At 54.8% G+C, this 24,202-nt stretch carries 22 protein-coding genes; 5 read left to right on the plus strand and 17 right to left on the minus strand.

The genetic code is table 11. From position 1 onward, the window contains the following. The 3 genes from ACLD72_RS27755 to ACLD72_RS27765 all read right to left on the minus strand — a co-directional run. Positions 1-1,551, minus strand: a 1,551-nt coding sequence (locus tag ACLD72_RS27755) for a dynamin family protein (protein ID WP_458476281.1), incomplete at its 3' end; no start/stop codon positions are given. 465 nt (positions 1,552-2,016) lie between these two features. Then, on the minus strand, positions 2,017-2,601 hold the full coding sequence (locus ACLD72_RS27760) for an RBBP9/YdeN family alpha/beta hydrolase (protein WP_411002335.1): 585 nt from the start codon (positions 2,599-2,601) through the stop codon (positions 2,017-2,019). A 20-nt stretch (positions 2,602-2,621) separates the two neighbouring features. Continuing rightward, entirely contained in the window at positions 2,622-4,583 is a 1,962-nt protein-coding gene (locus tag ACLD72_RS27765) for a hypothetical protein (protein WP_411002334.1), read from the minus strand. Between the two features lie 302 nt (positions 4,584-4,885). On the opposite strand from ACLD72_RS27765, the gene ACLD72_RS27770 reads away from it, so the two are divergent. The 3 genes from ACLD72_RS27770 to ACLD72_RS27780 all read left to right on the plus strand — a co-directional run bounded on the left by ACLD72_RS27770 (position 4,886) and on the right by ACLD72_RS27780 (position 6,537). After that, positions 4,886-5,461, plus strand: coding sequence for a hypothetical protein (locus tag ACLD72_RS27770; protein WP_411002333.1), 576 nt, complete (start codon positions 4,886-4,888; stop codon positions 5,459-5,461). 139 nt (positions 5,462-5,600) lie between these two features. Further along, positions 5,601-5,993, plus strand: a complete 393-nt coding sequence (locus ACLD72_RS27775) for a hypothetical protein (RefSeq protein WP_411002332.1) — start codon at positions 5,601-5,603, stop codon at positions 5,991-5,993. Positions 5,994-6,333: 340 nt separating this feature from the next. After that, positions 6,334-6,537: an SHOCT domain-containing protein gene (locus ACLD72_RS27780; RefSeq protein ID WP_458476284.1), complete on the plus strand. Its 204-nt coding sequence runs from the start codon at positions 6,334-6,336 to the stop codon at positions 6,535-6,537. Positions 6,538-6,916: 379 nt separating this feature from the next. Here the strand turns inward: ACLD72_RS27780 and ACLD72_RS27785 are convergent, their stop codons facing one another. Both ACLD72_RS27785 and ACLD72_RS27790 read right to left on the minus strand, forming a co-directional pair. Beyond that, positions 6,917-8,104 carry a hypothetical protein gene (locus ACLD72_RS27785; protein WP_458476286.1) on the minus strand — a complete coding sequence of 396 codons (1,188 nt, stop codon included), beginning with the start codon at positions 8,102-8,104 and terminating at the stop codon, positions 6,917-6,919. A 146-nt stretch (positions 8,105-8,250) separates the two neighbouring features. After that, a complete protein-coding gene (locus ACLD72_RS27790) occupies positions 8,251-9,270 on the minus strand; it encodes a substrate-binding domain-containing protein (RefSeq protein ID WP_411002328.1) in 1,020 nt (339 codons plus the stop codon). Between the two features lie 189 nt (positions 9,271-9,459). On the opposite strand from ACLD72_RS27790, the gene modA reads away from it, so the two are divergent. Continuing rightward, positions 9,460-10,308, plus strand: coding sequence for a molybdate ABC transporter substrate-binding protein (modA, locus tag ACLD72_RS27795; RefSeq protein ID WP_411002327.1), 849 nt, complete (start codon positions 9,460-9,462; stop codon positions 10,306-10,308). 24 nt (positions 10,309-10,332) lie between these two features. Next, positions 10,333-10,992, plus strand: coding sequence for a molybdate ABC transporter permease subunit (gene modB, locus ACLD72_RS27800; protein WP_458476289.1), 660 nt, complete (start codon positions 10,333-10,335; stop codon positions 10,990-10,992). 310 nt (positions 10,993-11,302) lie between these two features. On the opposite strand, the gene ACLD72_RS27805 is transcribed toward modB, so the two are convergent. From ACLD72_RS27805 to nth, 12 genes are all read right to left on the minus strand, one after another. Beyond that, positions 11,303-12,430: a homocitrate synthase/isopropylmalate synthase family protein gene (locus ACLD72_RS27805; RefSeq protein ID WP_411002325.1), complete on the minus strand. Its 1,128-nt coding sequence runs from the start codon at positions 12,428-12,430 to the stop codon at positions 11,303-11,305. A 91-nt stretch (positions 12,431-12,521) separates the two neighbouring features. Continuing rightward, entirely contained in the window at positions 12,522-13,322 is an 801-nt protein-coding gene (locus ACLD72_RS27810) for a HesA/MoeB/ThiF family protein (protein WP_411002324.1), read from the minus strand. A 41-nt stretch (positions 13,323-13,363) separates the two neighbouring features. Next, the gene (locus ACLD72_RS27815) at positions 13,364-13,864 is read right to left on the minus strand and encodes a DUF269 domain-containing protein (protein ID WP_411002323.1); all 501 of its coding nucleotides are present in this window, start codon (positions 13,862-13,864) and stop codon (positions 13,364-13,366) included. 15 nt (positions 13,865-13,879) lie between these two features. Continuing rightward, the gene (locus ACLD72_RS27820) at positions 13,880-14,290 is read right to left on the minus strand and encodes a NifB/NifX family molybdenum-iron cluster-binding protein (RefSeq protein ID WP_411002322.1); all 411 of its coding nucleotides are present in this window, start codon (positions 14,288-14,290) and stop codon (positions 13,880-13,882) included. Continuing rightward, entirely contained in the window at positions 14,265-15,590 is a 1,326-nt protein-coding gene (nifN, locus tag ACLD72_RS27825; RefSeq protein ID WP_458476292.1) for a nitrogenase iron-molybdenum cofactor biosynthesis protein NifN, read from the minus strand. The genes ACLD72_RS27820 and nifN overlap by 26 nt, the downstream gene beginning before the upstream one ends. After that, positions 15,580-16,947 carry a nitrogenase iron-molybdenum cofactor biosynthesis protein NifE gene (nifE, locus tag ACLD72_RS27830; protein ID WP_411002320.1) on the minus strand — a complete coding sequence of 456 codons (1,368 nt, stop codon included), beginning with the start codon at positions 16,945-16,947 and terminating at the stop codon, positions 15,580-15,582. The genes nifN and nifE overlap by 11 nt, the downstream gene beginning before the upstream one ends. A gap of 74 nt (positions 16,948-17,021) precedes the next feature. Then, complete coding sequence (gene nifK / locus ACLD72_RS27835; RefSeq protein WP_411002319.1) at positions 17,022-18,554, minus strand: nitrogenase molybdenum-iron protein subunit beta; 1,533 nt, start codon at positions 18,552-18,554, stop codon at positions 17,022-17,024. Then, positions 18,551-20,005: a nitrogenase molybdenum-iron protein alpha chain gene (gene nifD / locus ACLD72_RS27840; protein ID WP_411002318.1), complete on the minus strand. Its 1,455-nt coding sequence runs from the start codon at positions 20,003-20,005 to the stop codon at positions 18,551-18,553. The genes nifK and nifD overlap by 4 nt, the downstream gene beginning before the upstream one ends. A gap of 59 nt (positions 20,006-20,064) precedes the next feature. Beyond that, positions 20,065-20,928 carry a nitrogenase iron protein gene (gene nifH, locus ACLD72_RS27845; RefSeq protein WP_458476295.1) on the minus strand — a complete coding sequence of 288 codons (864 nt, stop codon included), beginning with the start codon at positions 20,926-20,928 and terminating at the stop codon, positions 20,065-20,067. Next, positions 20,925-22,361 carry a nitrogenase cofactor biosynthesis protein NifB gene (gene nifB / locus ACLD72_RS27850; RefSeq protein ID WP_411002317.1) on the minus strand — a complete coding sequence of 479 codons (1,437 nt, stop codon included), beginning with the start codon at positions 22,359-22,361 and terminating at the stop codon, positions 20,925-20,927. Before nifB ends, nifH begins: the two co-directional genes overlap by 4 nt. Positions 22,362-23,047: 686 nt before the next feature. After that, on the minus strand, positions 23,048-23,326 hold the full coding sequence (locus ACLD72_RS27855) for an NAD/NADP transhydrogenase alpha subunit (RefSeq protein ID WP_251586214.1): 279 nt from the start codon (positions 23,324-23,326) through the stop codon (positions 23,048-23,050). 40 nt (positions 23,327-23,366) lie between these two features. Continuing rightward, the gene (gene nth, locus ACLD72_RS27860) at positions 23,367-24,038 is read right to left on the minus strand and encodes an endonuclease III (RefSeq protein WP_411002316.1); all 672 of its coding nucleotides are present in this window, start codon (positions 24,036-24,038) and stop codon (positions 23,367-23,369) included. Positions 24,039-24,202 lie beyond the last annotated feature (164 nt).

A 24,202-nucleotide genomic window follows, 5' to 3' on the forward strand; every position in this document is an offset into this window, starting at 1 on the left:
GAGCTGCGCCAGCGCGCGGGCGGCCGGCAGGCGCGCCGCCAGCTCGGCGCGCCGGGCCACGGCCGCGGCCGCTTCCGCCGCGCGCAGCGGCGACGGCGCCGCCAGCAGCGCGTCCAGCACCGCCGCGGCCGCGCGCTTGTAGCGTCCGGCGACGCCCGCCGCTACCGCCGCGGCGTAGTGCAGCGTCGACTCGCCGGACAACATCGCCCCGCCGGGCAAAGCTTCGCTGATCCAGGCCTCCTCCGGCTGCGGCAGCAGCGCGTCGAGCCGCTCCTCCCAGGATTCATCCCACAGCTGCAAATGTTGGCCGATCGTCCGCAGCTCCTGGCGGACATGCCAGCCGAGCTGCGCTTCCGTCTGCTCGCCCAGGCCGCTTAGGAACGTCTCCCGGCGTTTGGCTTTTTCCGCTTCCGTTTTTCCGCCTCCGCCAAACCATCCCTTCACCTTGAAACCCGGCGCCCGGCTTTCGAGGAACAGTCCGGCCTGCTCACGCAGCGCAGGTGTCATCAATTGGGCGGAATCGATCACTTTGCCGATCCGGTTGAGCCATTCCTGCCTGCGCTCTTCCCAGACAGTCTCACCCCCGGAAGCTTCGGCCTGCTTGAGACTAGCCCATTCCTCTTCCAGTTTTGGCACCTCGGTTTCGCCGTCCGCCTGCTCAAGCAGAGCCTCCCGCTGTGGCCGCTCTTTTTCCGCCAGCCGCGCCAGATGGTCGTTTACCGTTTGCGCCGCTGACATGTAAGCTCCGTAGTCCAACAGCCCGGCGCCCCGCGCCAATATTTCCTGAATCGTCCGCTTCAGCGCCGGCAACATATTGTCAGGATGTTCTTCCCGCTTCAAAGAAATATAAAAAATGCCCTGCATCCCGATGTTCCATACCTTAAAAGCCTGGCTCACCGATTCCCGGTAGCGGGCGAAGGACAACTCCTCCTCCCGGTGTTTATCGATCTGATTTACCACCATGTAAACCGGCTTGCCGTAGTCGCTTAACGCCTTGGCAAAGCTTAGGTTCGTCTCCGACGATACATGATTATAGTCCATCACATAAAAAACGACGTCCGCCAAATGCAAGGCGGAGTGCGTGGCCAGTTCATGCCCGGCATCATTCGAGTCGACCCCCGGCGTATCGAGCAGCGCGCCGCCTTGATCCAACAGCTCAATCTCATCCCACAGCTCCACGCGCGTATAATCTTTGCCGTTGCGGGCGTAGTCCGCGACATGCTCCACGGGCATCTCCACCGGCGGCTGGGCCGGATCGGACGGGCTTAATACCGCGCGGGGCGCCCCGCTGCGAATAAAAACGACATTGGCGCTGGTCGGCAAGGGGCTTGCAGGCATAACCACTTTGCCGCACAAGCTGTTGATCAGGCTCGATTTGCCGGCCGAAAAATGTCCGCAAAAAGCGATCGTCAGCTCTTTCCGCTCCAGCTTGTCCTGAATCTCCCGCACTTCCCCGGCCGCCTGATCATCCCCGCCTTCACTCAGTACACCGCACAGCTTCTCAAGCTTGCTCTGCATATCGTAAACGGTTGCTGCCGTAATCGGTTTCATAAAACAATCTCCGCCTTCCACTCTGCGAAATCTAGTTTCATTTTGGAATATCATTATTTTAACATTTCCTCCCCTGCTTGGGGAAGACAGTGGTGTATCAGCAAGTAAAACCGAAAACATGCGAATATTTAGCAAAACAAAAAAAAGGTTCAACCTAATCATCAGTGCTTGACAGTCAAGCCGGCAACAGACCGTGGCCTGAGGTGAGATTCGTGATCCGGGGGCTTTGCATGATTATCCCGTTTGATCGGGTGACTTGGCTCCTGAACCAGAGGGATAATCGTGCAAAGTGATTTGGAGAGACAACACCCCCTATCTCCGTCATCTTTTATTTTGTCAAGCACTGATTTTGGTCTTGAGCCACAAAAAAACCTGCAATTTGTGCAGGTTTTAAGGCAACAACTTCCTTTTTATTAAAAAAACAGGCCTCGGCATAAAGGCCGAACCTGCTTTTTCTTTGTTTTTTTATGCGCAGAGCATTTTATTCAGTACATCGAACACGATCGGCAATGTTGTAAATCCGTCGCTTTCCAAAAAGTGTCCGCCATGTTCAACCTGATAGAAATCGGCTTCCATTTGCTCCATCAGTTCTTTACTGTAGGCAAACGGGACGATCGTATCGTCTTTAGCGGCGATGACTGCCCGCCCGCTCGCGGACCGAATTAAGCGGTTATAGTCAAGCGGCTGCTCCGTGAATTTATCCAAAATCGGCAAATCCGGCAAGGGCTTGGCAAACCCGGATACCAAGACGATACCGCCGATCGGCGTGGCGGGATTTTGCCGGAGCAGGTATCGCAGCGTAGTAATGCAGCCCAGGCTATGCGCCACAAAATAGGTATTGCTGTCGATATCAGGAACTGAGGCGGACAACTGATTGATCCACGCACTAAAATTCGGCTCCTGCGGGTTTGGCATCGTTAATATGGCGACATCTGCCCCGGCTTCCGTCAGCCGATCGCGCAGCCAAGGAAACCAGTGACTGTCGGGCGATGCCCCATAGCCGTGAATGGTGTAAACTTTTTTTCGGTCAGGTGCAGGTGTATTGGACATAATCTCCCCTCCAGTGCAGATCAGCTTTGATGTTTGCTGCGTAAATATTCGGCATAATTCACCATGGGCTCCCGCTCAATAAGCTGCAGCAAGTGCGCCGCCCGCTTGTCCCATTCCTCTATATTATCATCTTCACGAAGCAGTTCAAGGAATGGCTCGTACAGACAAGGATTCTGCAAGGCACCGGGATGCTGCCGATCCAACAACACGGACCAGCGCACATACTTTTCGCATATTAACGGTGCGGCGGTTCCCGCAAACTCGCGCAGTTTGGGATGAGTCCTGAGCAGTGTCGGCACCAATTGCTCGCCTTCCCAAGCAGGATCATCGCCTGCCTCGCCATGATTCGGACTCAGTCCAAGCCGAAGCTCCAACCGATTGAACCGGACTCGCAGCATTTCCGAATTTTCAACGTTGTTTTCAGCGCTTAACCGTCCAAGTCGGGCCGTTTTTTGATCCCATTTGATCCGCCGAATTTCCTCCAAGGCATATTCCCGGTTGCGGTGCTTCCAAGCTTGCTCTATCCGCCGGTAGAGATCCTCTATCGGCTCCTTGCCGATCTGATTGCGCCAACTCCCTTGATGGAATGCGCCGCCGCCAACCTCGATGAAGCCATGCTCTTTCATGATATATCCCCCGATGCCGTACATCAACAGCAAAGGTTCATAAACGCGGTAAGCCCTTTGGGCTGCTTCGCTCCCTTCCCGGGCGCGTTTCATATAAAACAAAGCCATCCGGCTGATGAAGCGCGGAGAAGAATCCCTCATTCTCCGTAGCACTGCGTAATCCTCTTCAACCTGTTCATATTCGTCCGGTCGCTCCACCAGTTTTTGAGCGCTAAAGTATAGAGGATGCGCGTTTATGGAATAGGCGTCGGCAAATAAAGCCATCCGCCGTAAAAATTCCCGGTACAACAAGCCGTCCACCATCTGTTCCGCGGCCGATCTGCTGGGAAGATCGCAACTTTCCATACCGGCGATACGGGATATCAGCTTTAAGATCATTTCGTCTCCCTGCTCCCGCGCATACCCTATCAAGGTATTGTCATAATCCCCAGTAGGCAGCTCTAGCCCCGGCAGCTGCAACAAAAAGTCTTCTATTGGCCGCTCGACGGGATAATCTTTCTGCCCGGTTACATACAGATACATTTCCTGCGTATCCTGCACATGCGCAATTGTTGCCTTGGCATAATCTCCGTTGTTGTACAGCTTGCGGTTAAACAAATACTGCTGCCGGATGTCGTCGGTATACAGAAGCTTTTTTTCCGGGTAATAATAGCAATTAAAAGGAAAGCCTTGAGCGGAATAAACATCCCTGGAGGTAAGTTGTGAAAGATCATCCGCTTCCGCAGCGTAGGCGGTGCCGGTTACATCTTTTCCTTTAACCCGTTTCATATGTACATATAACCGTTCGTCCGGGCTTTTCCACCATTGCGATGCTTCTTGATCGCTCAGAGTAAGCAAGCTAGGAGCATACCCTGCATTTGAAATCCAGACCGATACCTGCGACTCATAAACCGTGCTTGTCACCCATTGTTTCCGTTTGTCCAGCAAGCTGGATAGAATAGCCTGGTCTTCGATGAACGTTTCTGCACGGTTTTCGAAGAACCTCAGCTCGCCGTTCACCAGCAAAACATACAGCGTTCCATATCTATCCATGTAACAGCTTCTACCCCAATAGATGTCCCTAAAATAGAGGCATTCAACAATTTCCTCATCTCCATACTTCATAACCTTAGGCAAGCCGCCGCCGGGTAGGGAAGGCCCCATGGCATCGAGCACGAACCTCTGATCCTTAAGCCCACCGAACTCGCAATGCATTCCCCCGTATTTTTCCTGAAAATCAAGCAGCGCCTCAAACGCGGGAATACCGTTTTGTCTCAGCACTTGAGCAACTTTCGTCCGGTCGCGGACGGTCTCTCGTCTGGGACACTGCCGAATAAATTCCTTAACGATGCCGGAAAGAAGAGATGGATGATTCATTATGTCTAAACTCCATTCATTTTCATATGTACCCTTGCATCAGTACGGCTCTTTAAATTGACATTAAGTAAATAATAACTTATCATCCGCACCATACTACTAGCTTAGTTTACTATATCTTTTACGAATCTGCTGGAAATTTGGCTCAAAACCGAAACCGGTGCTTAACAGGTGGAGTTGGTCAAGAGCACAAAAGAGTGCAAAAAAATCTAACGGTTCTGAGCGGCGTTATTCGGGCAAAAACGGGGATTTCCGAGATGTAACGGTTGCCATCGGCCTTATTCCATGTTCTAACTGGAGTTATGGGGCAATTTCAAATCAATAAAATAGTAAAGGACGGTGAACAAACGATGACTTCTACTCATCTCACTTTCGGCATTTACCCGCTCAGTCCGGCAGGTACCCCGACCGGCTTGGCCGTCGGTCCCGAGGACGATTACGGCAAAATCGGGGGAGCGCTTCGGGAGCTGCGCGGAGCTTCAAATACGCTATCCCCGCGAACCTATCGCGACATTCCCGCCGCCGTGGAACGGCCGCTTCGACATCTAAGGGAAAAAAGCTTGGTTGCGGCCGGAATTCCCGTCACCGTACCAATTCGGGTAACCGAAAACGGATGGCCAACCGGACAGAACCCATTTACCGGACACGAGAGAACATACGAGCAGCAGGCGAATATCCTCGAGGCAGTGATTCGCACTGTTTACCGCCTGCGTATGGAACTTCATATTAGTCACTATATACTTTTCGGCCTGCGGGATGCGGACAGCGGCAAGCCAGATCTTTTCCATCAGTTTGGCATCATGCGGGACGACTATACGCCGAAGCCCGCCTTTACCGTATACCAGCGCCTGATTCGCGAGTTGGGCCGGACGCATTGATCAAGGCGTATCAGCAATAAGCCGGACTCACTCCAAGGCGGGGATATTGCGTGTATAATTTCTTTGCTTTAAAGATTACGGATCATCCGGCCGATATACATATAAACAAGCATTTTTAATAGAAGGAGGAATTTCCAAAATGAAACTTGAATCCATGTCATCTATGCTGCGATCGGGCGCCTCCGCTCAGCAGTCCTCTCCATCCAGACTAGAGCAGCTTATGAAAATTGCCCAAAGCGGCGCGTCCGCGGCGGAGAAACGAATGATGGCCAGAGCGATGCAGATGCAGATGGAGCAGGAGACGGTAGGGACGCTATTCGAACATATCCCTGAGGTTAAAGAGGAAGTTGAGGAAAAGCCGCAGGAGGAGCCGGTGAACGGAGAAGAAGTGGCGTCGAATGCCCATGGAGATACGGTTCTTATTTCCGACGCCGCCAAACAGCAATTCGAGAGCAGCCGGCCCGAAAGCAGCAACTCGGCCCCCGCGCCATCATCTGCTGATGCTGCAGTATCGTCGGCGGCAACTATTTAGATTAGATGCAAAACTAAATCACAAACAAAAAACGACAGTTTTTGGTAAGATGAAAGAAATACTATCTTAACATTAGAGGTGCGAGGATGATACAAAGCATAAACGGCGGTACATCTACGTTGGAGTTATATGAAGATTACCTTGTAATAAAACCAGGCATTCAGAAGCTTGTCAATACGCCAACCCAAACTATTCCTCTAGAGTCCGTAGTCACGGTCAATATCACAAAACCGTTTCTAGCAGTTCCTTATTTACAAGTTGTCACCCCTAATATGGTACCAACCAAAAAGATTATTTGAAGGGTGCTGCGGCAAATGTAGTTCCAATACAACCGGGCAATATGAAGAAAGCCGAACAAATTCGCGATTATATAGCTAACTACCAACGGACCAAATCACAACGGCACGTTCCCGCTCCCGTTCCCCAAGCATCTTCGGTTTCCGGGCAGATTGAGGACTTAAAGAAACTCTCCGAGCTTAAAGATTCCGGTATTATTACTCAAGAGGAGTTTGAGGCTAAAAAGAAGCAAATTCTTGGCCTATAATTGGACGACAAAAAATACATACCCCTATCTGAAATTAGATTGGAAATATCCAATAGAATTGGAAATTCCGTAGCAAATACAACCGCTTGATTGGAGATTTTCCAATAGGTTAGGCTCGGCAAGGAGTAAAACGGGCGACTTGAGCGAATTCTATTGGATATTTTCCAATTAGAGTTCAATATGGCACTCGATATCCGGAAATCTATTGGAATTTTTCCAATGAGAGGTGGTGGGACGACCTTAGTTGTGATGAGTTTTGACTTATGGCAAGTAAAAAACAAAAAAAGGCGGCACCGGGAAAGCATCCTTGTGCCGCCATTTTTTGCTTGCGATTGCGCCCAATGTGCAGATACCAGCATTCCCCAACGGATTACTGCGCCTAATCGAACAGCTCGCTGACCACCCTGCCGGTCTGACGGTCCACCTTCAACCAATCCGCTGTCGCCGTATGCGTGTCGGTCTCGTCATTGCGGACTTCCTCGTAAATATGAATCGTCACCGACTGCTCGTCCGCATGATCGACTTCTTGGATGAAGATGGAACCGAAGTTTTGAGCGTCCCGCTGGTTGTTTTCCGCTGCCGTGCTATTTTCAATCCCCATGACGATATAAAAAGCTTCTTCATCGGTTAAATTGGCCGCTCCGTCCAAAAATTCCGTCTGCCCCTGATCAAACCTCTTCATCATTACCTCTTTATAACGATCGGCGTATTCCTTGCGAGTGACTTCATAGACAAGCTCATCATCGATGTTATACATTTTTAATTGCTTCCGTACGCTGTCAAGATGATATGACACTACCTCCCCAATCGGGATGAAGCGGTCTTCTTTAGGGTTATGTATGACGAGGCGTTCGCTGGCCGTAACGGAGCGATCGACACTGCTTTGAGAACGCAGCAGCAGCAGATTTTGATCATTGTCCAAAGGGTAGGTGTACACATCCGTAAACCCGTTCCGGTAGACCTTCTCCACCCCCGCCTGATCATATAGTCGGGTCAGGAACGGTGTGTCTTCGGCCCCCGAATTTTGCAAAAAGTACGTCCCTCTCGGTTCCGCATTGGCACCGCCGAAACCTTCTTCCTCCGGGTAGTCAATCGTCAGCGCGTTATCCGTAAACGATAAAGATACGTTGCGATATGATTCATCGGTGAACACCAACCGTTGGCCGTCAACGTGAAAATCACCATCGATTTCCCCGTTATGATGGCTCAGGCCCCGGACAACCTGTACGTTCAAATGAAATTGCTCCCCGCCGCCAAGCTTCTTCACTTCCGCAATGCCCACATTCGCAGGACCATAATTGCCGATGATATACGTGCCCGGAATAATACGCTGCTGGCCTATGATATTACCGTCGTTCGTCTGAAGCTCCAGAGAACCCGTCGTTGGCGTTGCCCCTGCCTCACCGCTTGAGTTCGGCGTTCGCTCGGCGAAGGTGTCGTTCGTCTGCACCGGCGGAGCCGTATTTTTATCCGTGACCTCATCTTTGTTTTGACATCCTGCCAATGCTCCCGCCACCAGCAGAACGAGCAGTGCATTTTTGAAAATTGTTGATTTCCCCTTAGTCATGTATGCGACTTCTGTCCTTCCTGAAAGCAAAATTAATCCGGCCAGCGGCTTACGGCAGCCGGTACACCGAAACTTCAAGCCCGCTTTTTCCCAGACACCGATATTTCATGATCCCCCTCCTGCTTGTCTCCTTTATGCGCTTCATATCATAACCCGGCTTCGCTGCCTGCGATCAGTTGTCCGGTTGCGGACAAATCGTAATCACCCAAGGAAAACAGCACGTCACGAAGGTCCCCTGACAGCAGCGCTTCGCGAAGCAGGCCAATCCATTCCCGGTTTTCGGGTTTGTTCAGCACAACCAGGTCAACCCGCTCCGCGATCAGCGGGATAAAGTCCAAGCCGGCGATGCGGGCCGGGCGTTCGCTGCCGACGCCGACATCGGCCTGCCCCAGCGCAATCCTTCCGCCCAGCCCCATATGGGTCGTTTCTTCCTGCTCGTAGCCGTTAACGGACGACGGGACGATGCCTCTAAGCCGCAGCTGCTCGTCAAGCAAAACCCGGGCGCCCGAGCCTTTTTCCCGATTGATCAAACGAATATCCGAGCGCGCCAGGTCTTCCCAGGCCGTAATTCCCAAAGGGTTCCCCTGTTTCACGTAAAATCCAGCTTTGCGCGTCACGAAATGAAACACAAGATAAGGCAGTGATATAAACAATTTGCGGATATACGGAAGGTTGTACTCCCCGGTGTCGCCATCGTACAAATGCGTGCTGACGATATCCGCCCCGCCGTTATACATGGCCACTAGGCTGTCCATGCTGCTGGCGAAGGAGCGCAGCGGCCGGAATTTGGAGCTTCGCTTTTCCAGTGCTTTCGCTAGCAGATCAAGGCCAGGGTCCTGCCCCGTAATGACTAGCGGTTTTACTCCATCATTGGCGTCAACGCTGCTTACCGGCTGCGATACGGGAGACAACGGCGGCAGATGGACATCCGCCGCGCCAAAGCCGGCGGGTCCGCCGCCAAGCCGTCCTGGTGCAGCAGCGCCGGCTGTGCTTCCGCTTTTCGCTTTAAGTTTATACGCTTCGAGATCCGTGGAATCCACCCGCATTTGTTTGCCTACGCGATATGCGGGCAGCTCGCCTTTTTTGATCAGATCATAAACGGTTAGTTTGGATACTTTCAGCAATTTGGCGATTTCTTCGGTCGTGTAAGAGATCGGTTCGGTCATGAGTTTCTCCTTGTACACGTCATCTGTATTTGTTCCAGCTAGACTTATCTTACTGATGTTCCCGCTATTTTTCAATGAACGGTGCGGTTAGGACGATTTTTATTTTTGAAATGTGCGTGAAATCTCTATACACTTCGTTATGTTTAGTATAATCTAGATATAATTTGTTATATCTAGGGAGGAAGATTCATGTTTCAACGAAAAATGATACCTTTGCTGGCCGCGATGATGACCGCGCTTATGCTGATCATCTCCGGCTGCGGAAACGCGGGAAACAATACCGCTTCGACCAATAAGGGAACCGCCGCCCAGGCGGAAGCGTCCGGCGCAAATTCAACCGCTTCCTCAAAAGTCGAGCTGCTCGTTTCCGCTGCGGCCAGCCTTACCGAAAGCATGGACGAGCTAAAAACGATTTACGAAGCCGCACACAACGATGTTAACTTGACCTTTAATTACGGCGCATCCGGGACGCTTCAGCAGCAGATCGAGCAAGGCGCGCCGGCGGATTTGTTTTTGTCGGCCGGAAAGAAGCAAATGGACGCGTTACTGGATAAAGGGCTTATCAACTCTGAATTAACGGCAAACCTGCTGACCAACGACCTGGTGCTCATTGTGCCGGAGAACGCCACCGTTCAAATTAACGCGCTGGAGGATCTGGAGCAGGCCGGAAATATCGCCATCGGTACGCCAGAATCCGTGCCTGCCGGCAAATATGCTCAGCAAACCCTCACCTATTTTAAGCTTTGGGACAGTTTGCAGCCCAAGCTGGTTATGACCAAAGATGTGAAGCAGGTGTTGTCCTATGTGGAGACAGGCAATGCGGATGCGGGTTTTGTATATAAAACGGATGCCGCTGTCTCCGACAAAGTGAAGATTGCGCTAACCGCAGACCCGGCAAGCCATGACCCGATCGAATATCCGGCCGGCGTACTGACCGGCAGCCAACATCCGGACGAGGCCAAAGCATTTTACGAGTTTTTGCAATCCGCTGAGGCGATGGAAGTGTTCAAAAAATACGGATTTAACCCGGCGGAGTAACGGTCCGTAATGGATTCATTATTCGTGTCAGAACATTTTTGGTCGCCGGTCCTGCTGTCGCTTCAGGTATCGCTTGCCGCGACGGTGATTGCGTTTCTCCTCGGACTTGCGGCGGCATGGCGGATGGCGGGTGCGGTTTTTTACGGCAAATCGCTGCTGGAGACGGCGTTCCTGCTGCCGCTTGTGCTGCCGCCCAGCGTCGTCGGCTTTATCCTGCTCGTGCTGCTTGGGCGAAACGGCTGGATTGGTCAGGCGGCCTCCGCCTGGTTTAACTTGTCTTTTGTGTTTCAGCCGCTCGGAGCGATCGTCGCCGCCAGCGTTGTCAGCTTTCCGCTGATCTATCAAACGCTGAAAACCGGATTCCTGTCGGTGGACAAAGACGTCAAAGAAGCGGCTCGCGCGCAAGGGGCCAACGAGTGGCAGGTCCTTATTCATATCGTGCTGCCGCTCTCCTTGCGGTCGCTGCAAGCGGCATTTATTCTCGGCTTCGCCCGCGCGCTGGGCGAATTCGGCGCCACCCTGATGGTCGCCGGGAACATTCCCGGCCGAACGCAAACGATTCCGACGGCCATTTATTTCGCCGTTGATGCCGGCAATATGCCGCTCGCCTGGGCGCTGACGGGCTGCACGATCCTGCTGTCGTTTTTGCTGCTGATGCTCTCTTCCAGATTTAAAAGCGACTAAAGTACTCTTCAAAGCACATGCCAAAAACCCCCTCTCGCTAAGCCGCCAGTTGGTTTACGAGAGGGGTTCTAGCTTTCCCGTAAAAGCTAATCGGGATTCTAACGGTTGCAGCAGCGGCAATTTTGCGAAAAAATCCCCTTTCTAGATTCTAACGGTTGCGAGCGTCGCTATTTACCTGAATCTAAGCAAAATAGCCGGATTTAAGCGAAATAAGCGTCAAGGCAACCGTTACAATTTGAAATCAACGTTTTTGGAGCAAATAGCGCTTGTGGCAACCGTTAGAATGTTAGTAGGACCCAATACAGCTTCTTTACTTCGCCAACTCCTCTTTCGCCCACTTCCCGATTTCCCGGCTGTCCACAGGGCATTTGCGTTCCCCCGCAGTCCGCCGCAGCCGCTCCAGTAATGCCTCGATAATTCCTTCGCTCACCCTAAGCCCTTCCCCGTCCAGCGCCAGGCGCACCGAGCTGCGCCCCGAATGCTTGCCCAACACGATGACGTGGTCCGCGCCGAGCTCGGAAGGATCGAGCGCCTGGTACGTCCGGCGGTCTTTCATCAGGCCGTTCACATGAATTCCGGATTCATGGGCAAAGGCGAGCCGCCCCACCAGCGGCCGGGCATCGGGGATGTCTCTTCCGGCCGCACGGGCGACGAGCTCGGCCAAAGGCTTGAGCTTGTCGGGACACACCGCGCATTCCCCGCGGTATAAGTGCTTCCAGGCCATCACCACTTCCTCCAGCGCGGCGTTGCCCGCGCGTTCGCCGATGCCGAGCACGGTCGTGCTGGCCCACTTGGCTCCCGCCTCGATACCGGCCAGCGTATTCGCTGCGGCCAAGCCAAAATCGTTGTGGCAGTGGATTTCCAGCTCGATGTCCGGCGGGCAGGTGGCCAGCAACGCCGACACCCTCGCGTACAGCGTGCCGGGATGGTGAACGGACAAGGTATCGGCATAACGGAAGCGCCGGATTCCTTCTTTCCGGAAACCGCAAACCAGTTCGCGCAAAAAAGCGAAATCGGCGCGGGAAGCATCCTCGAAACCGATCGATACGGCAAGCCCTTTTTCTAGTGCATAATCTGCGGCGCCTTTGCCCATATCGATAACTTGGGCCGGCCCCGCTCCCAGCTTGGCGCGCATTTGGATCGGCGATACGGGCAGGGCAATGTGGGCCGCATCCACGCCTGCCGAGAGAGAGGCGTCGATATCGGTGCGGCTCGCCCGATTCCAGGCCAGCAGGCGCATGGGCAACCCCAGCGCCGCGATCCGGCGGATAGCCCGGCACTCGTCTTCGCCCATGGCCGGGATGCCCACCTCGGCCTGCTCGACTCCGGCGGCGGCGAGGCACTTGGCGATTTCCAGTTTCTCCGCAGCCGTAAATGCTACACCAGCCGCCTGTTCCCCATCGCGCAGCGTCGTGTCGCAAATCCGCAAGTTTTTCATAAAAGGTTACCCTCCTCCCGTCCGGCATTTTAATGATCAGCACGTTATATCGGAAATATTCTAATCTGAAATGTGCCCGTGCCCGAAACCCTCAAACGTTTTTGCAGCACTCGCAGTCAGGATTGCAGCGGAGCGAAACTACGTAATTGCTCATATTCAGCGTATTGATCCGGTGCATGACATTGATGAATGGACGGCCAACCCCGGTAATCCACTTGACCGCCTCCAAAGCGGCCAAGCAGCCGGCCAGACCGGCGGTGGCGCCCAAAACGGGGAATCCAAGGGGTTCCCATTCCTGCGGGCGCTCCGGGTACAAACACGCAAGGCATGGCGTCGCTCCCGGGACGATCGTCGTCAAGGAAACCTCAAACCCGTACATGGCCGCCTCGACCAGCGGCTTGCCGGCGGCGATGCACAGGCGGTTTAATGCGTACCGTTCGGGAAAATCGTACCTCGCGTCGATCACGATATCGGCCGCTCTTACCCAAGGCCCGCTTTCCGCAAGCGTGATCCGGGCATTATACCCTTCAACGATCACCTCGGGATTGACTCGCTTCAGACTATCCACTGCCGCAGCCATCCGCTCCTCCCCTAAGCGAGCGGAATCCATTAGGATTTGCCGGTTCAAATCCGGCAGCCGGATTATTCCTTCATGCGCCAGGATCAGCTTGCCGACCCCTGCGGCCGCCAAGTAAAGCGCCGCCGTTCCGCCCAACCCGCCGATGCCGGCAACCATCACCACCGCTTCCTTCAGTTTGCGCTGACCCTCACGCCCCAGCAATTTGAGCTGGCGGTCATAGCGGAGAAGCTCCTTCACAAGCTGCTGGTTCTCCTCCATGTTTTGCTGGATTTCCATCTTCTCCACCGCGTTTTGCTCCGTAGTTTCCGGCATGCCGTCCCCCCTCCCTTTTTAAAAATTAAAAGATGTCCACGTCAGCGCGCAGCCGCGACTTCCCCATGCCGGTCCAGCCAGTCCAGCGCCTCCCGCATCTGGTTTAACGCAAATTTCTCCAGCTTCGCCGCTGATGTAAAGGGAAACCGCAGCCCGGCCCGCAGCGTGACCGAGGAGAGGATCAACCGGCCGCTGGACACGATGGCTCTTCCAAAGCCCTCCCCATTCATTTCAACCATGCTTTGCATGAGCTGCTCCGTCTCCACCTCGAGCGTCACCGCCATGGCTTGAAACACATGCTCGACCTGTAACCGCAGCTTGGAGTTGGGCGTGCAATCCTGACTTAGCGCCTGCTTCTCCTCCGGAGTAAATAACAGCAGCCGGGCGATCTTGTCTTCCTCGCTTAGGCCGCTGCCCTTGCCGAAGTAATCGTAAGCATCGATCATTTGACAAAGAGACCGGTTAAAAGCCGATAACAATCGCCGGTCCCGTTCACCCGCAAATTCAGTATTTCGCCCTTCCCATCGTTTGGCTCCTTCCATGCCTCCCCCTCCTTGTTATCCCTCGTTACGGCCCTCCTCTTCTTGCTCCGAAGCGGCCTCCTCCTCGGCGAGCAGCACTTTGCTCAGCCACATCGGCGGCTTGCCGCGCAGCATTTCCAGGAGCCTGCCGATTTGTTCCTTGATCGGAACGCCGGGCGGCACCTTTACCGGCATCATTTTCCGCCGGGTCACGCGCGCCGCGGCCGATGCTCCGATTTGCATCAGGAACACCAGCGTGCAATCGCCGATCAGTGAAATCCGCACATCGATTTTGCCCGTTTCATCCGGGGATATTTGCGTGGGAACGACCCGGTTTTCTATAAAGCTGGCGTCGCCGGGGCGGACTTCATAGACGGCAAACATCGGGCTGTGTCCGAAATGGGCGTTCACATGAACGCCGTCATCCGTGGCAAACGCTACGCGCATGTTGGTTCTCCTCCCTTCGGATGAGCCGGTTGCCCGCTTTGTTGATCAGTTCCATCGTCCCGCGATACCCCACCGTCAGGGACATGTAGGCTCCAAGCTCGTCGAGGACCGGAAACCCCATCGCCATAAACGCCGCGCCGCAACGTTCGGCCCCGCTCTTTCCGTGTGAATTGCTAATCCAGAGGTCCGCCCCGGCCGCCAGCCGCTCGGCATCCTCCAAATCGCCGATCCAGATTTCCTCGTCCCGCTGCTGCAAAAATGGCGTCTCACAGGAGGCGACCAGACCTTGAAAGACGACGCCCATCTCCTTCAGCCAGGAGACCGCCGAACCGAGGTGATCCGGCTCCAGAGCAACAACCGCCGTCACCCCGGCATAATTGAAATGGGCGTCCAACATGCCATCGAGCAGATTTTCCCGCTGCCAGCGATAACGCCAAGGGACGGGTTCCCCGCTGAATTCCTGCAGAAAATAAAAAAATTCGTCGCTGGCCGCAAGGCCCGATACGCCGTCAAACACCCGGTAAGGAACGCCTGCCGCATTTTGCAGTCTCCGGGCGGGACGCTCCATGCTGGAGCCGATGGCGATCGTCAGCTCCGAGCGGAGCATTTGCCGGGCGGAATCCAGCGGCACCCCGCCGCGGGTGAGCGGCGAAAAACCGGTCAGCAGATGCCCCGATAACGAGGTGGACACATCAGGCAAAGCGATGACCTCCAGCCCGAACGAAGCGATCGTTTCTTTGAGCTCCATCACGTCCGCCGCTGTCAGAAAAGAACCGGGCAGCAGGGTCACCTGGCGTTTTACCGGACGCTGCGGTTTGCGCCCTGTCTGCTCCAGCAGCCCGTCGATGATCGACTCGACCATCGCACCATACCCCGACTCCAGGGAGCCGCGGTAATCGGGCAGCGAACAGGTGACCAGCAGCGTGTCGCGGAGATTGCGCTTGCGCTTGAAGGTTTTGATTCTTCCGGCGTAATCCGCGCCCGACGCCTCCGTGAGCGCGGTGCTTATGACACCTACGCAGTCCGGATGATGCTTCGCCAGCACTGTCTCCAGCGCCTCCTCCAAATTCCGGTCGGCATCGAAAATCACGTCCATCTCCTGCAGCGCGGTCGTCTGCACCGCAATCGGCTCCCGGTAATGCCGCGTCAGCAGCGTTTTCGCAAACGCGGTGCACCCTAATGCCCCGTGGATGATCGGCAGCGAACGGTAGATACCCTGCAGCGCCAGCACTCCGCCGAGAGGCTGGCCGATTTTCAAGGGATTGCAGCTTAACGGCTTGTTCGTTTGGTTAATCGTCATCATGTCCCTCCCTTTCCCAAGGAGCCGGCGTCCGCACCAGGTTCCACACCGGATGCTCAAGAGCAAACGCCACCTGCTTCGCAAGGCGGATTAACCCGTCATAACCCGCAAACGCGGTATGCCGTTCCTGGTTAATGTCCACGAATGGAATTTGCTCCTTTAAGGCCATGTACATGTTGCGTCCGCCGGCGATGACCAGGTCGGCCTTGCGTTCGCGCACCGTTTTGAGGATGCGCCCGGCTCCCCCTTCGGAAATGTATACCGCGTCGTCTCCGACCCGTTCGGCGATCCGGGCGATCTCTCCGTCGGTGCTTTTATTCGTGCCGACGCCAACCACCTTGATCCCGAGCTCCTGCAGCGCGGAGATCACCGACCAGCTTTTGACGCCGCCGGTATACAGCACTGCCCGTTTGCCTTTGAGCTGTTTGCGCAGCGGCGCCAGTTCGCGCATCACGCGGGCTTCCTCATGCTCGACCAGGCGGTCGACGCGCCGCTCCACCTCGCGGCTGCCCAGCAAATAGGCCAGCTGCCGCAGGGAATAGCTTGTTTCCTTGGCTCCGTAAAACGAGCCCTCGAAATACGGAATCCCGTATTTCCGCTCCATTTTGACCCCGAGGCCCAGCAGCGCCCGGCTGCACACGATCATATTGACTTTGGCCCGGTGCGCTCCGGCAATTTCCTTAAATCTTCCGTCCCCCGTTATTTTGGCATGAATGCGAATGCCGGCCTGATTCAGCAGCTTTTCAATATCCCAGATTTCGCCGGCGATGTTGTATTCGCCGATCAGATTCACGGCTGTGTCTAGGACTGCGGCAGGTTCTGCGGTGCCGATCACATATTGAAGGAGCGCCTCCCCGGCCAGGCGGGTGCCTAAGTTTTTACTGCCGACAAATCCGGGGCTGTTGACGGGAATGCAGGCGATTCCCAGCTCGGCGGCCGCCCGCTTGCATACCGCATCGATGTCTTCCCCCGTAAGCGCCGAGACGCAGGTTGAATATACAAAAACTGCCGGTGGCGAAAAACGCTTCGCGATGTATTCGATCGCCGCGCGCAATTTTTTCTCTCCGCCGAAAATAATGTCATGTTCGCCCAAATCGGTCGTAAAGCCGTACGCCGACAGCCGGGGGCCGCTCGACAAGCTGCCCCTTGTCCCCCAGCTGTTCCCGGCGCATGCGCTGGGACCGTGAACCAGATGTGCCGCGTCCGCGATCGGGACAAGCGTAATTTGCGCTCCGTCAAACGAACAACCGCCCGCCGCTTCACCGGGTTTCGGCCTCGGACACGGCTTGGTTTGCGGTTCCTCTTTGCCGCAGGAATCGCCCATTCCGGCATAACCTGTGATACTCATCGCTTCCATCCGTTCTGATCCCTCCTGCTATCCGAAATGTTCCTGTCCCGGCATCCCGGCGGATAACCGTTTGACCCTGTGCGTTAACGCACAAGGTCAAAGCTGTGGGCCGGAGCGTCTTCATCCAACCGCTCTAGCACCGTATTTACGAATAAGGTCAGCAAATTTAAGGTACCTTGATATCCGATGATCGGATAGCGCTGCAGATGATGCCTGTCGAATATCGGAAAGCCCACCCGGAGCAGCGGCACCCCGGCCTCTTTGGCCGCGTATTTCAGATGGCTGCTGCCGATGGCCAGATCGATCGGTTCATTAAACAATAGGGAGCGCAGATGCCAAAGATCGCGGCCGATATGCACCTTACCCTCCGCGCCGTAAGGGCTGGACGACAAAGCCAAGCTTGCCTCCTGTGCGAATTCGGCGTCACCGTTGGAGCAAACGATATGAACTGGCTCCATCCCCAGCTCCAGACAAAAGCCGATCAAGCCCAAAAGCAGGTCAGGGTCTCCGGCCATCGCCACCCGTTTGCCGTGCAGATAATTGTGGGAATCGGTTATCGCGTCGACGACCCGGGCCCGTTCCTGCAGCAGCGCTTCCGGGACCGGTCTGCCGCTCAATTCGCCGATCGTTTCGAGCAGACGGTCGGTGGCCGCGACCCCTAGCGGCGTGTGCAGCGACTGGACCGGCTGCCCCCAAGCCTCCCCGATATATTCCGCCGTTTTGCGCAGGCTGTATTTTTGCAGCGCCAGCGTTCCCTGCGCATTCGCCGCGTCCGGCACATCGGCCAGCCGGGTTCCGCCGTAATAATACGCATAAGTTCCGTCCGCTCCGGAATCGAAATTGCCGCTGTGATCGCCCAGCACGGTGTAGTCCGCCCCAAACAGCTCCAGAATGCGCCTAAGTTCGGAGAAGTTGCCGGTATACGGCTCGAATCCAAGCAGAACGTTCAGCTTCCCGCTGCTGGCCGGATCGACGGCTTGCCCTGAGGAACGTTCGTACAGATAACTAAGAATCGCCTTCAGCATGTTGTCGTAGCCGGTAATATGGGAGCCGGAAAAGCTGGGCGTATTGGCAAAAGGAATCGGCATCCCCTCCGGCAGCACGCCTTCCTTCCGGGCGTTGCCGATAAAGGCCGACAAATCGTCCCCAATCACCTCGGCCATGCAGGTCGTGCTCATTGCGATCATTTCGGGTTTGTAGAGCGCGACGCTTGTCTCCAGCCCGTCGATCAAATTGCGCATCCCGCCGAACACGGCGCCGTCCTCCGTCATCGACGAGGACACTGCGGGAACCGGCTCTTTGAAGTGGCGGGCAAAATGGCTGCGAAAATAAGCGGTGCAGCCCTGCGAGCCATGGATGAACGGCAGCGTTTTTTCAAAGCCCAAAGCGGCCATCACCGCGCCGAGCGGCTGGCAAGCTTTCGCCGGGTTCACAACCACCGCCTGGCGGGCAAAGTTTTTGTCCATATACTCCTGCGACCTGGTAAATACCGCGGTCTGCAGCACCTCTTCCTCCGGGCAGGCGTTTTCGAACTCGCGTTTCCCTTCCCGCTGCCGGACGTATTTTTCGCTGTCGAACAGCTTGTTATGGTCCAAAATCGTCCTAGGTTCGCTCATGCAGTCACCTCCCTTTTTTGCCGGGTCTTCACCAAATTCCATACCGGGCTGTTGATGGCCATATCCATGTCCCGGGCAAACACCTTAAACCCGTCAAATCCATGATAAGGGCCGCTGTAATCCCAGGAATGCATTTGCCGGAACGGGATACCCATTTTGTGGTAAACGTATTTTTCCTTCACGCCCGCGCCCATCAGATCGATATCAAGCCGCTGGGCGATCTCCTCCAGTTCGTATGAGCCCGGATCGTCCATCAGGATCGTCGCTTGTTTCAGCTCGGGAATCGTTTTTAAATAATCGTCCTTGTGGGCGAATTCATAACCGGTCGCCACGATTTCCATACCCAGGTCCTCGTAGGCGCCGATTGTATGCCGGGCTCGCAAGCCGCCGATCAAGAGCATGACCTTCTTGCCGTCGAGGCGCGGACGGTATTTGGCGATTACCGCATCCATTTCGTCCTTATAGCGGGCGATTACTTTTTCGCAATTCTCCTGGATCGTCTCATCGAAAAAGGCCGCGATCTTGCGCAAGCTTTCGATCGTTTTGGTCGGACCGAAGAAGTTGTACTCCAAGGACGGGATTCCGTACTGATTCTCCATCACTTCGCACATATAGTTCATCGAGCGGAAGCAATGGATGAGGTTCAGCTTCGCTTTATGCGCGGTCATGATCTCCTGGAGCGTGCCGTCGCCGGACCATTGCCCGATAACGCGCAGACCCATCTCCTCCAGCAAAATCCGCGACGCCCAGGCGTCCCCGCCGATATTGTAATCGCCGATAACGTTGACATCGTAAGGGCCGCACTCCTTCAGCTCCGCCCGGCCCATCAGAAAGTCGCGGATGGCGTCATTGGCGATATGATGCCCGAGCGACTGACTGACGCCGCGGAAGCCTTCACAGCGGACCGGCACGATCGGGATGCCCAGTTCCTTGCTCATTTTTTTGGCCACAGCTTCGATATCGTCGCCGATCAGGCCGACCGGGCATTCCGACTGGATGGTAATTCCTTTGGCCAGCGGAAACATCTCCTTGATTTCCCGGCAAATGAGCTCCAGCTTTTTGTCCCCGCCAAACACGATATCCGTTTCCTGAAAATCGCTAGTCACCTGCATGGCCGTAAAATTGTTGATGCCCAGCATGCCGCTGGCATAATTCCGCCGCGTGCCCCAGCTGTATTGGCCGCAGCCGATCGGCCCGTGGCTGATGTGGACCATATCCTTGATCGGCCCCCATACCACGCCTTTGGAGCCGGCGTAGGCGCAGCCGCGGATCGTCATCACGCCCGGACGCGATTTGACGTTGGATTTAATGGCGCATTTACTGCAATCCTGCTTGTTGTCCTCCTCCATGACTTCGTAGTGGCGTTTGCGCTCTTTTTTCGCCTTTTCCGGGAAAATCTCCAGGATCTCCTCGACGAGTTGTTTCTTTTGGATCACGTCCGTCGTTCCCATTCTCCAACCTCCCGCTCCTTTATTTATCTCTTAATCTGGAGTCAGCCGCGCGGCCGCGCTTAAAGCGCGGTTTTCATCCGCTTCATGGCCTCTTCCTCGTTTTCGATGACCCCGAACTCCATCAGCAGGTCTTCCAGCTCCTCCATGCTGATTGGTGTCGGAATCGTCAGCATGTCGTTGTGCAGAATTTTGTCGGCCAGTTGCTCGTATTCGGCGGCTTGGGAATGGTTTTCGTTATACTGGGTGACGGTCATTCTCCGCAGCTCGGCATGCTGCACCACGTTATCCCGCGGCACGAAATGGATCATCTGTGTGTTCAGGCGGCGGGCAAGCTCGGTGATCAGCTCATCCTCGCGGTCCGTGTTCCGGCTGTTGCAGATTAAGCCCCCGAGACGGACGCCGCCGCTGTTGGCGTATTTCAAAATGCCGCGCGCTATGTTGTTGGCGGCGTACATGGCCATCATTTCGCCGGAGCAGACGATGTAAATTTCCTCCGCTTTCTTCTCCCGGATCGGCATGGCGAAACCGCCGCAAACGACGTCGCCGAGCACATCGTACGAGACGAAATCCAGCCCTTCGTAGGCGCCTTCCTCTTCGAGGAAATTGATCGCCGTTATAATGCCGCGCCCCGCGCAGCCAACGCCCGGCTCCGGACCGCCGCATTCCACGCACTGAATGCCGGCGAACCCTTCCTGGATGACGTCCGCCAGCTCCAAATCCTCGACCGAACCCCGCTCCGCCGCCAAATGCAAAACGGTTTGCTGCGCTTTCGTGTTCAGGATCAGCCGGGTGGAGTCCGCTTTCGGGTCACAGCCGACAATCATAATTTGTTGATTGAATTTTTTGGCCAGTTGGGCCAGCGTGTTTTGCGAAGTCGTCGATTTACCGATTCCGCCTTTTCCGTAAAATGCGATTTGTCTCATAGGAATGACCTCCATTTAGGTAATTTGTTTTCATATTTGGCATGCTGCAAAATCAGCTCTTCGATATGGCCGGGTTTGACTACCGGGATGATGCCGGCCGCCTTTAGTTTAGCTTCAGGTACTTTGCCGATGCCCGCCGAAAAAAGCACTGAACAATCGCTTAAGCTGGCGATAATTTCCCGCAGCGTCGCCGCCTTGTCCCCGTTGCAGCTCGCTTTGCCGTGACAATAGGCCTGCACTTTGCGAATCCCGAGAAAGGTGACGTTCTGTCCATCGGTCTCATACACCATAAATTCCTTGGCATGGCCGAAATGCAGGTTGACCCGGCCTTCGCCCCGGGAGGCAACCGCTGCGCGCAGCCTGTAGCCGGCAGTTTCCGAGGGCGCTCCCGAAGCGGAGGCGGCCGGGCAAGCACACCTGCTCACGGGTTTTCGTCCGGCAGCTGCTTTCGCCGCTTGACGTTCCTCCAGACGCTTCACCTTCTCCTCCAGATCAGCTTGCAGCCGTTCCCGTGCTGCCGGATCAATCGGCGGCGCCGACGCGAGCTTTTCCCACGTAAAGTCGGCGCTGCGATCCTCGCCAAGCAGGCCGATGGCATCGGCGCGGCACTGCCGGCAATGCCTCATGATCTGCGCCCCCGCTCCGCCGCAAGCCGCTTGGACGGCGTGCAGCAGCTTCGGCGACGGCGCCTCGCGGCCTTCTTGTTCATAACGGCTGCCTGGGGCAATGATAAGAGGCATAATGTTGTGCATAAAAGCCCCCAGGCGCTTCACCATGCCGGCCAGAACCGGCATATGCTCATCATTGACGCCCGGGATCAGCACGGAGTTGACTTTGACCAGCACCCCCTTGTCGCTTAAGGCTTTCAGCCCGAGCAGTTGCCGGGTAATAAGCAAGCTTGCCGCTTCCCGGCCTTCATATTTGCGGCCCGATTCTTCGTCATATACCCAGCCGTAAATTTGGCTGCCGATATCCGGATCGACCGCATTGATCGTGATCGTGACATGGGCAATGCCAAGTTCAACGATTTGATCAAGGTATTTCATCAAGTTCAGGCCGTTGGTGCTAAGGCAAAGCGTGACATCCGGAATGGCGCTGCGGATCCGGCGGAACGTATCGAACGTCTTATCCGGATTAGCCAGAGGATCGCCCGGACCGGCAATGCCGACGACGGACAATTGCAGAAGCTGGGCGGCAACGCCCGCCGCTTTGCGGGCCGCTTCCTCCGGAGTCAGCAGCTCGCTGACGACGCCGGGCCTGCTCTCGTTAACGCAGTCAAACTTTCGGTTGCAATAATGGCACCCGATATTGCAAGCCGGGGCCACCGGTACGTGCATCCGCGCGAAATAACGGTGCGCCGCTTCGCTGTAGCAAGGGTGCCTGGCGACATCCCCACTTACGGATGGACTGGCGGCTTCACTTATGGAATCCATGCGCTCCTCTCCTTTCTTTTCTTGCATTGTCAGCTTTCCAAATCAACGGGCCCGAATAATTTGAATAAACTGTAAAAATTTATCTATATCATAATTTCACGTCAAAACTGCGTCAATTAACGTATCACCAAATTCTGCCGATTTTGCGTCGAGTTAACAAATCGGTCAAAAATCGCGTCATATTAGTTGACATACGAGTCACATGGATCCGGTTACATTTCATATTCTCAATTGCCGAGAAAACGTTAATTCCCGCAGGTATAAAAAAACCTCGCCGCTGGCGAGGTCCTTTGCCCTAGCAAACCCATACGTTGAATTCCCTCTTTGGTTCTACTGCGGGAACCCTTCTCCTTCTTTCATGATCAGCAGAACCGAGCACTTCGGCTCTTTCTGATCTGGGGATGCTGCTCTAACGGACTCCAGCGACGTTAGCCGCCCATTTCCCGGCTATTTCCCAACCTAACGGACACAAATGACGTTATTTCGCTCTGAATGAGCCAAACAAGGCCGATTCGAGGTAAATAGAGTCATCAAATAACGGCTCTGGTGTCCCTTAGCCTCAAGAGACTCTTCACTTTCCCTCTCTACCTGTGTCTTCGGCCTCTAGCCAAAAAAATCCCCTCCGCTTAAACCGGAGGAACGCTCATCGGCTTAAGCAAAGGGGATTCTGTTGATTTGTCGCAGGTCTAGCTTACGATCTCCGCAGCTTCATCGGAAGGAAGCAGAATTTCAAACACTTTTCCGTGCTGCAAAATGGTGATGCCTCTGGTTTTGTCTTTCATCACGACGACTTCCGGTTTAGCGGACATCCGTTCCAAATAGTGCTCAGGCACTTCGCCGGAGTTGCTGACGACTAAACCTTCCACTTCACGTTCGTCATTTTCGCCTAATTGCAGGTCAATCACTTGCTCAAACACATCCGAAAACTGTTCAAAGCTGTCGGTATACACCGAAATGCATTTCATGGGGTCTCTCATCCTCTACTATTTATCTTTGTCTGCTGGGTCATACTTCTTCTTTATTTTTCCTGGTTCTTGGCTTTTTCATACGTTTCTTGCCTTCCCGGCATACGTCCAGGAGCGGGCAAACTTCGCATTTCGGGTTTTGCGCCTTGCAGTGGTATCTCCCGAAAAAAATGAGCCGATGATGCGTTAATGTCCACTCGTCCCGCGGCACCCGCTTCATTAGCTTTTTTTCGACTTCCAGGACGGAGTCGTCCCACCCTGCAAGCCCAAGCCGCTTGCTGACACGCTCCACATGAGTGTCAACCGCAATCGCCGGGACGCCAAACGCATTGGAAACGACCACATTGGCCGTTTTCCTTCCGACACCGGGCAACTGCACCAGTTCCTCATGTTCGTGCGGCACTTCTCCCCCGTATCGTTCCAGCAAAATCCGGCACAGGTTTTGAATATGCTTCGCTTTGTTGCGGAACAAACCGATTTTGCGAATGTCCTGCTCCAGCTCTTCCAACGGAACCGAAACGTAATCCTCAGGCGTTCTATACTTCCGGAACAAATCCACCGTGACTTTGTTCACGGTCGCATCGGTGCATTGCGCGGACAGGAGCACGGCAATCGTCAACTCAAAAGCGTTGCTATGGTTCAGCTCACAGCGCGCATCCGGAAACATGGCACCGATGGTGTCCAAAATATGACGGACATCTGCAGCATTCATGTCTCCACCCCTTCATCCGAGAAAAAACCGTCTTGAATCCGGGAAACATCCCGCATCAAGACGGTTAATCTCACGAAAAATGATCAATTATTGCTTTTTTGATTTCAACCAGCTTGTCTCCGTTGAAATACAAAACAATTTTATCATTTTCCTGGAGCGATTGC

Source organism: Paenibacillus lacisediminis (genome assembly GCF_046567315.2).

What these genes read in the sequence shown, in the direction of transcription:
- ACLD72_RS27760 (WP_411002335.1), bottom strand. Translation starts at nt 2,601, where the DNA reads ATGTCCAATACACCTGCACCTGACCGAAAAAAAGTTTACACCATTCAC.
- ACLD72_RS27765 (WP_411002334.1), bottom strand. Translation starts at nt 4,583, where the DNA reads ATGAATCATCCATCTCTTCTTTCCGGCATCGTTAAGGAATTTATTCGG.
- ACLD72_RS27770 (WP_411002333.1), top strand. Translation starts at nt 4,886, where the DNA reads ATGGGGCAATTTCAAATCAATAAAATAGTAAAGGACGGTGAACAAACG.
- ACLD72_RS27775 (WP_411002332.1), top strand. Translation starts at nt 5,601, where the DNA reads ATGAAACTTGAATCCATGTCATCTATGCTGCGATCGGGCGCCTCCGCT.
- ACLD72_RS27780 (WP_458476284.1), top strand. Translation starts at nt 6,334, where the DNA reads ATGAAGAAAGCCGAACAAATTCGCGATTATATAGCTAACTACCAACGG.
- ACLD72_RS27785 (WP_458476286.1), bottom strand. Translation starts at nt 8,104, where the DNA reads ATGACTAAGGGGAAATCAACAATTTTCAAAAATGCACTGCTCGTTCTG.
- ACLD72_RS27790 (WP_411002328.1), bottom strand. Translation starts at nt 9,270, where the DNA reads ATGACCGAACCGATCTCTTACACGACCGAAGAAATCGCCAAATTGCTG.
- modA (WP_411002327.1), top strand. Translation starts at nt 9,460, where the DNA reads ATGTTTCAACGAAAAATGATACCTTTGCTGGCCGCGATGATGACCGCG.
- ACLD72_RS27805 (WP_411002325.1), bottom strand. Translation starts at nt 12,430, where the DNA reads ATGAAAAACTTGCGGATTTGCGACACGACGCTGCGCGATGGGGAACAG.
- ACLD72_RS27810 (WP_411002324.1), bottom strand. Translation starts at nt 13,322, where the DNA reads ATGCCGGAAACTACGGAGCAAAACGCGGTGGAGAAGATGGAAATCCAG.
- ACLD72_RS27815 (WP_411002323.1), bottom strand. Translation starts at nt 13,864, where the DNA reads ATGGAAGGAGCCAAACGATGGGAAGGGCGAAATACTGAATTTGCGGGT.
- ACLD72_RS27820 (WP_411002322.1), bottom strand. Translation starts at nt 14,290, where the DNA reads ATGCGCGTAGCGTTTGCCACGGATGACGGCGTTCATGTGAACGCCCAT.
- nifN (WP_458476292.1), bottom strand. Translation starts at nt 15,590, where the DNA reads ATGACGATTAACCAAACGAACAAGCCGTTAAGCTGCAATCCCTTGAAA.
- nifE (WP_411002320.1), bottom strand. Translation starts at nt 16,947, where the DNA reads ATGGAAGCGATGAGTATCACAGGTTATGCCGGAATGGGCGATTCCTGC.
- nifK (WP_411002319.1), bottom strand. Translation starts at nt 18,554, where the DNA reads ATGAGCGAACCTAGGACGATTTTGGACCATAACAAGCTGTTCGACAGC.
- nifD (WP_411002318.1), bottom strand. Translation starts at nt 20,005, where the DNA reads ATGGGAACGACGGACGTGATCCAAAAGAAACAACTCGTCGAGGAGATC.
- nifH (WP_458476295.1), bottom strand. Translation starts at nt 20,928, where the DNA reads ATGAGACAAATCGCATTTTACGGAAAAGGCGGAATCGGTAAATCGACG.
- nifB (WP_411002317.1), bottom strand. Translation starts at nt 22,361, where the DNA reads ATGGATTCCATAAGTGAAGCCGCCAGTCCATCCGTAAGTGGGGATGTC.
- ACLD72_RS27855 (WP_251586214.1), bottom strand. Translation starts at nt 23,326, where the DNA reads ATGAAATGCATTTCGGTGTATACCGACAGCTTTGAACAGTTTTCGGAT.
- nth (WP_411002316.1), bottom strand. Translation starts at nt 24,038, where the DNA reads ATGAATGCTGCAGATGTCCGTCATATTTTGGACACCATCGGTGCCATG.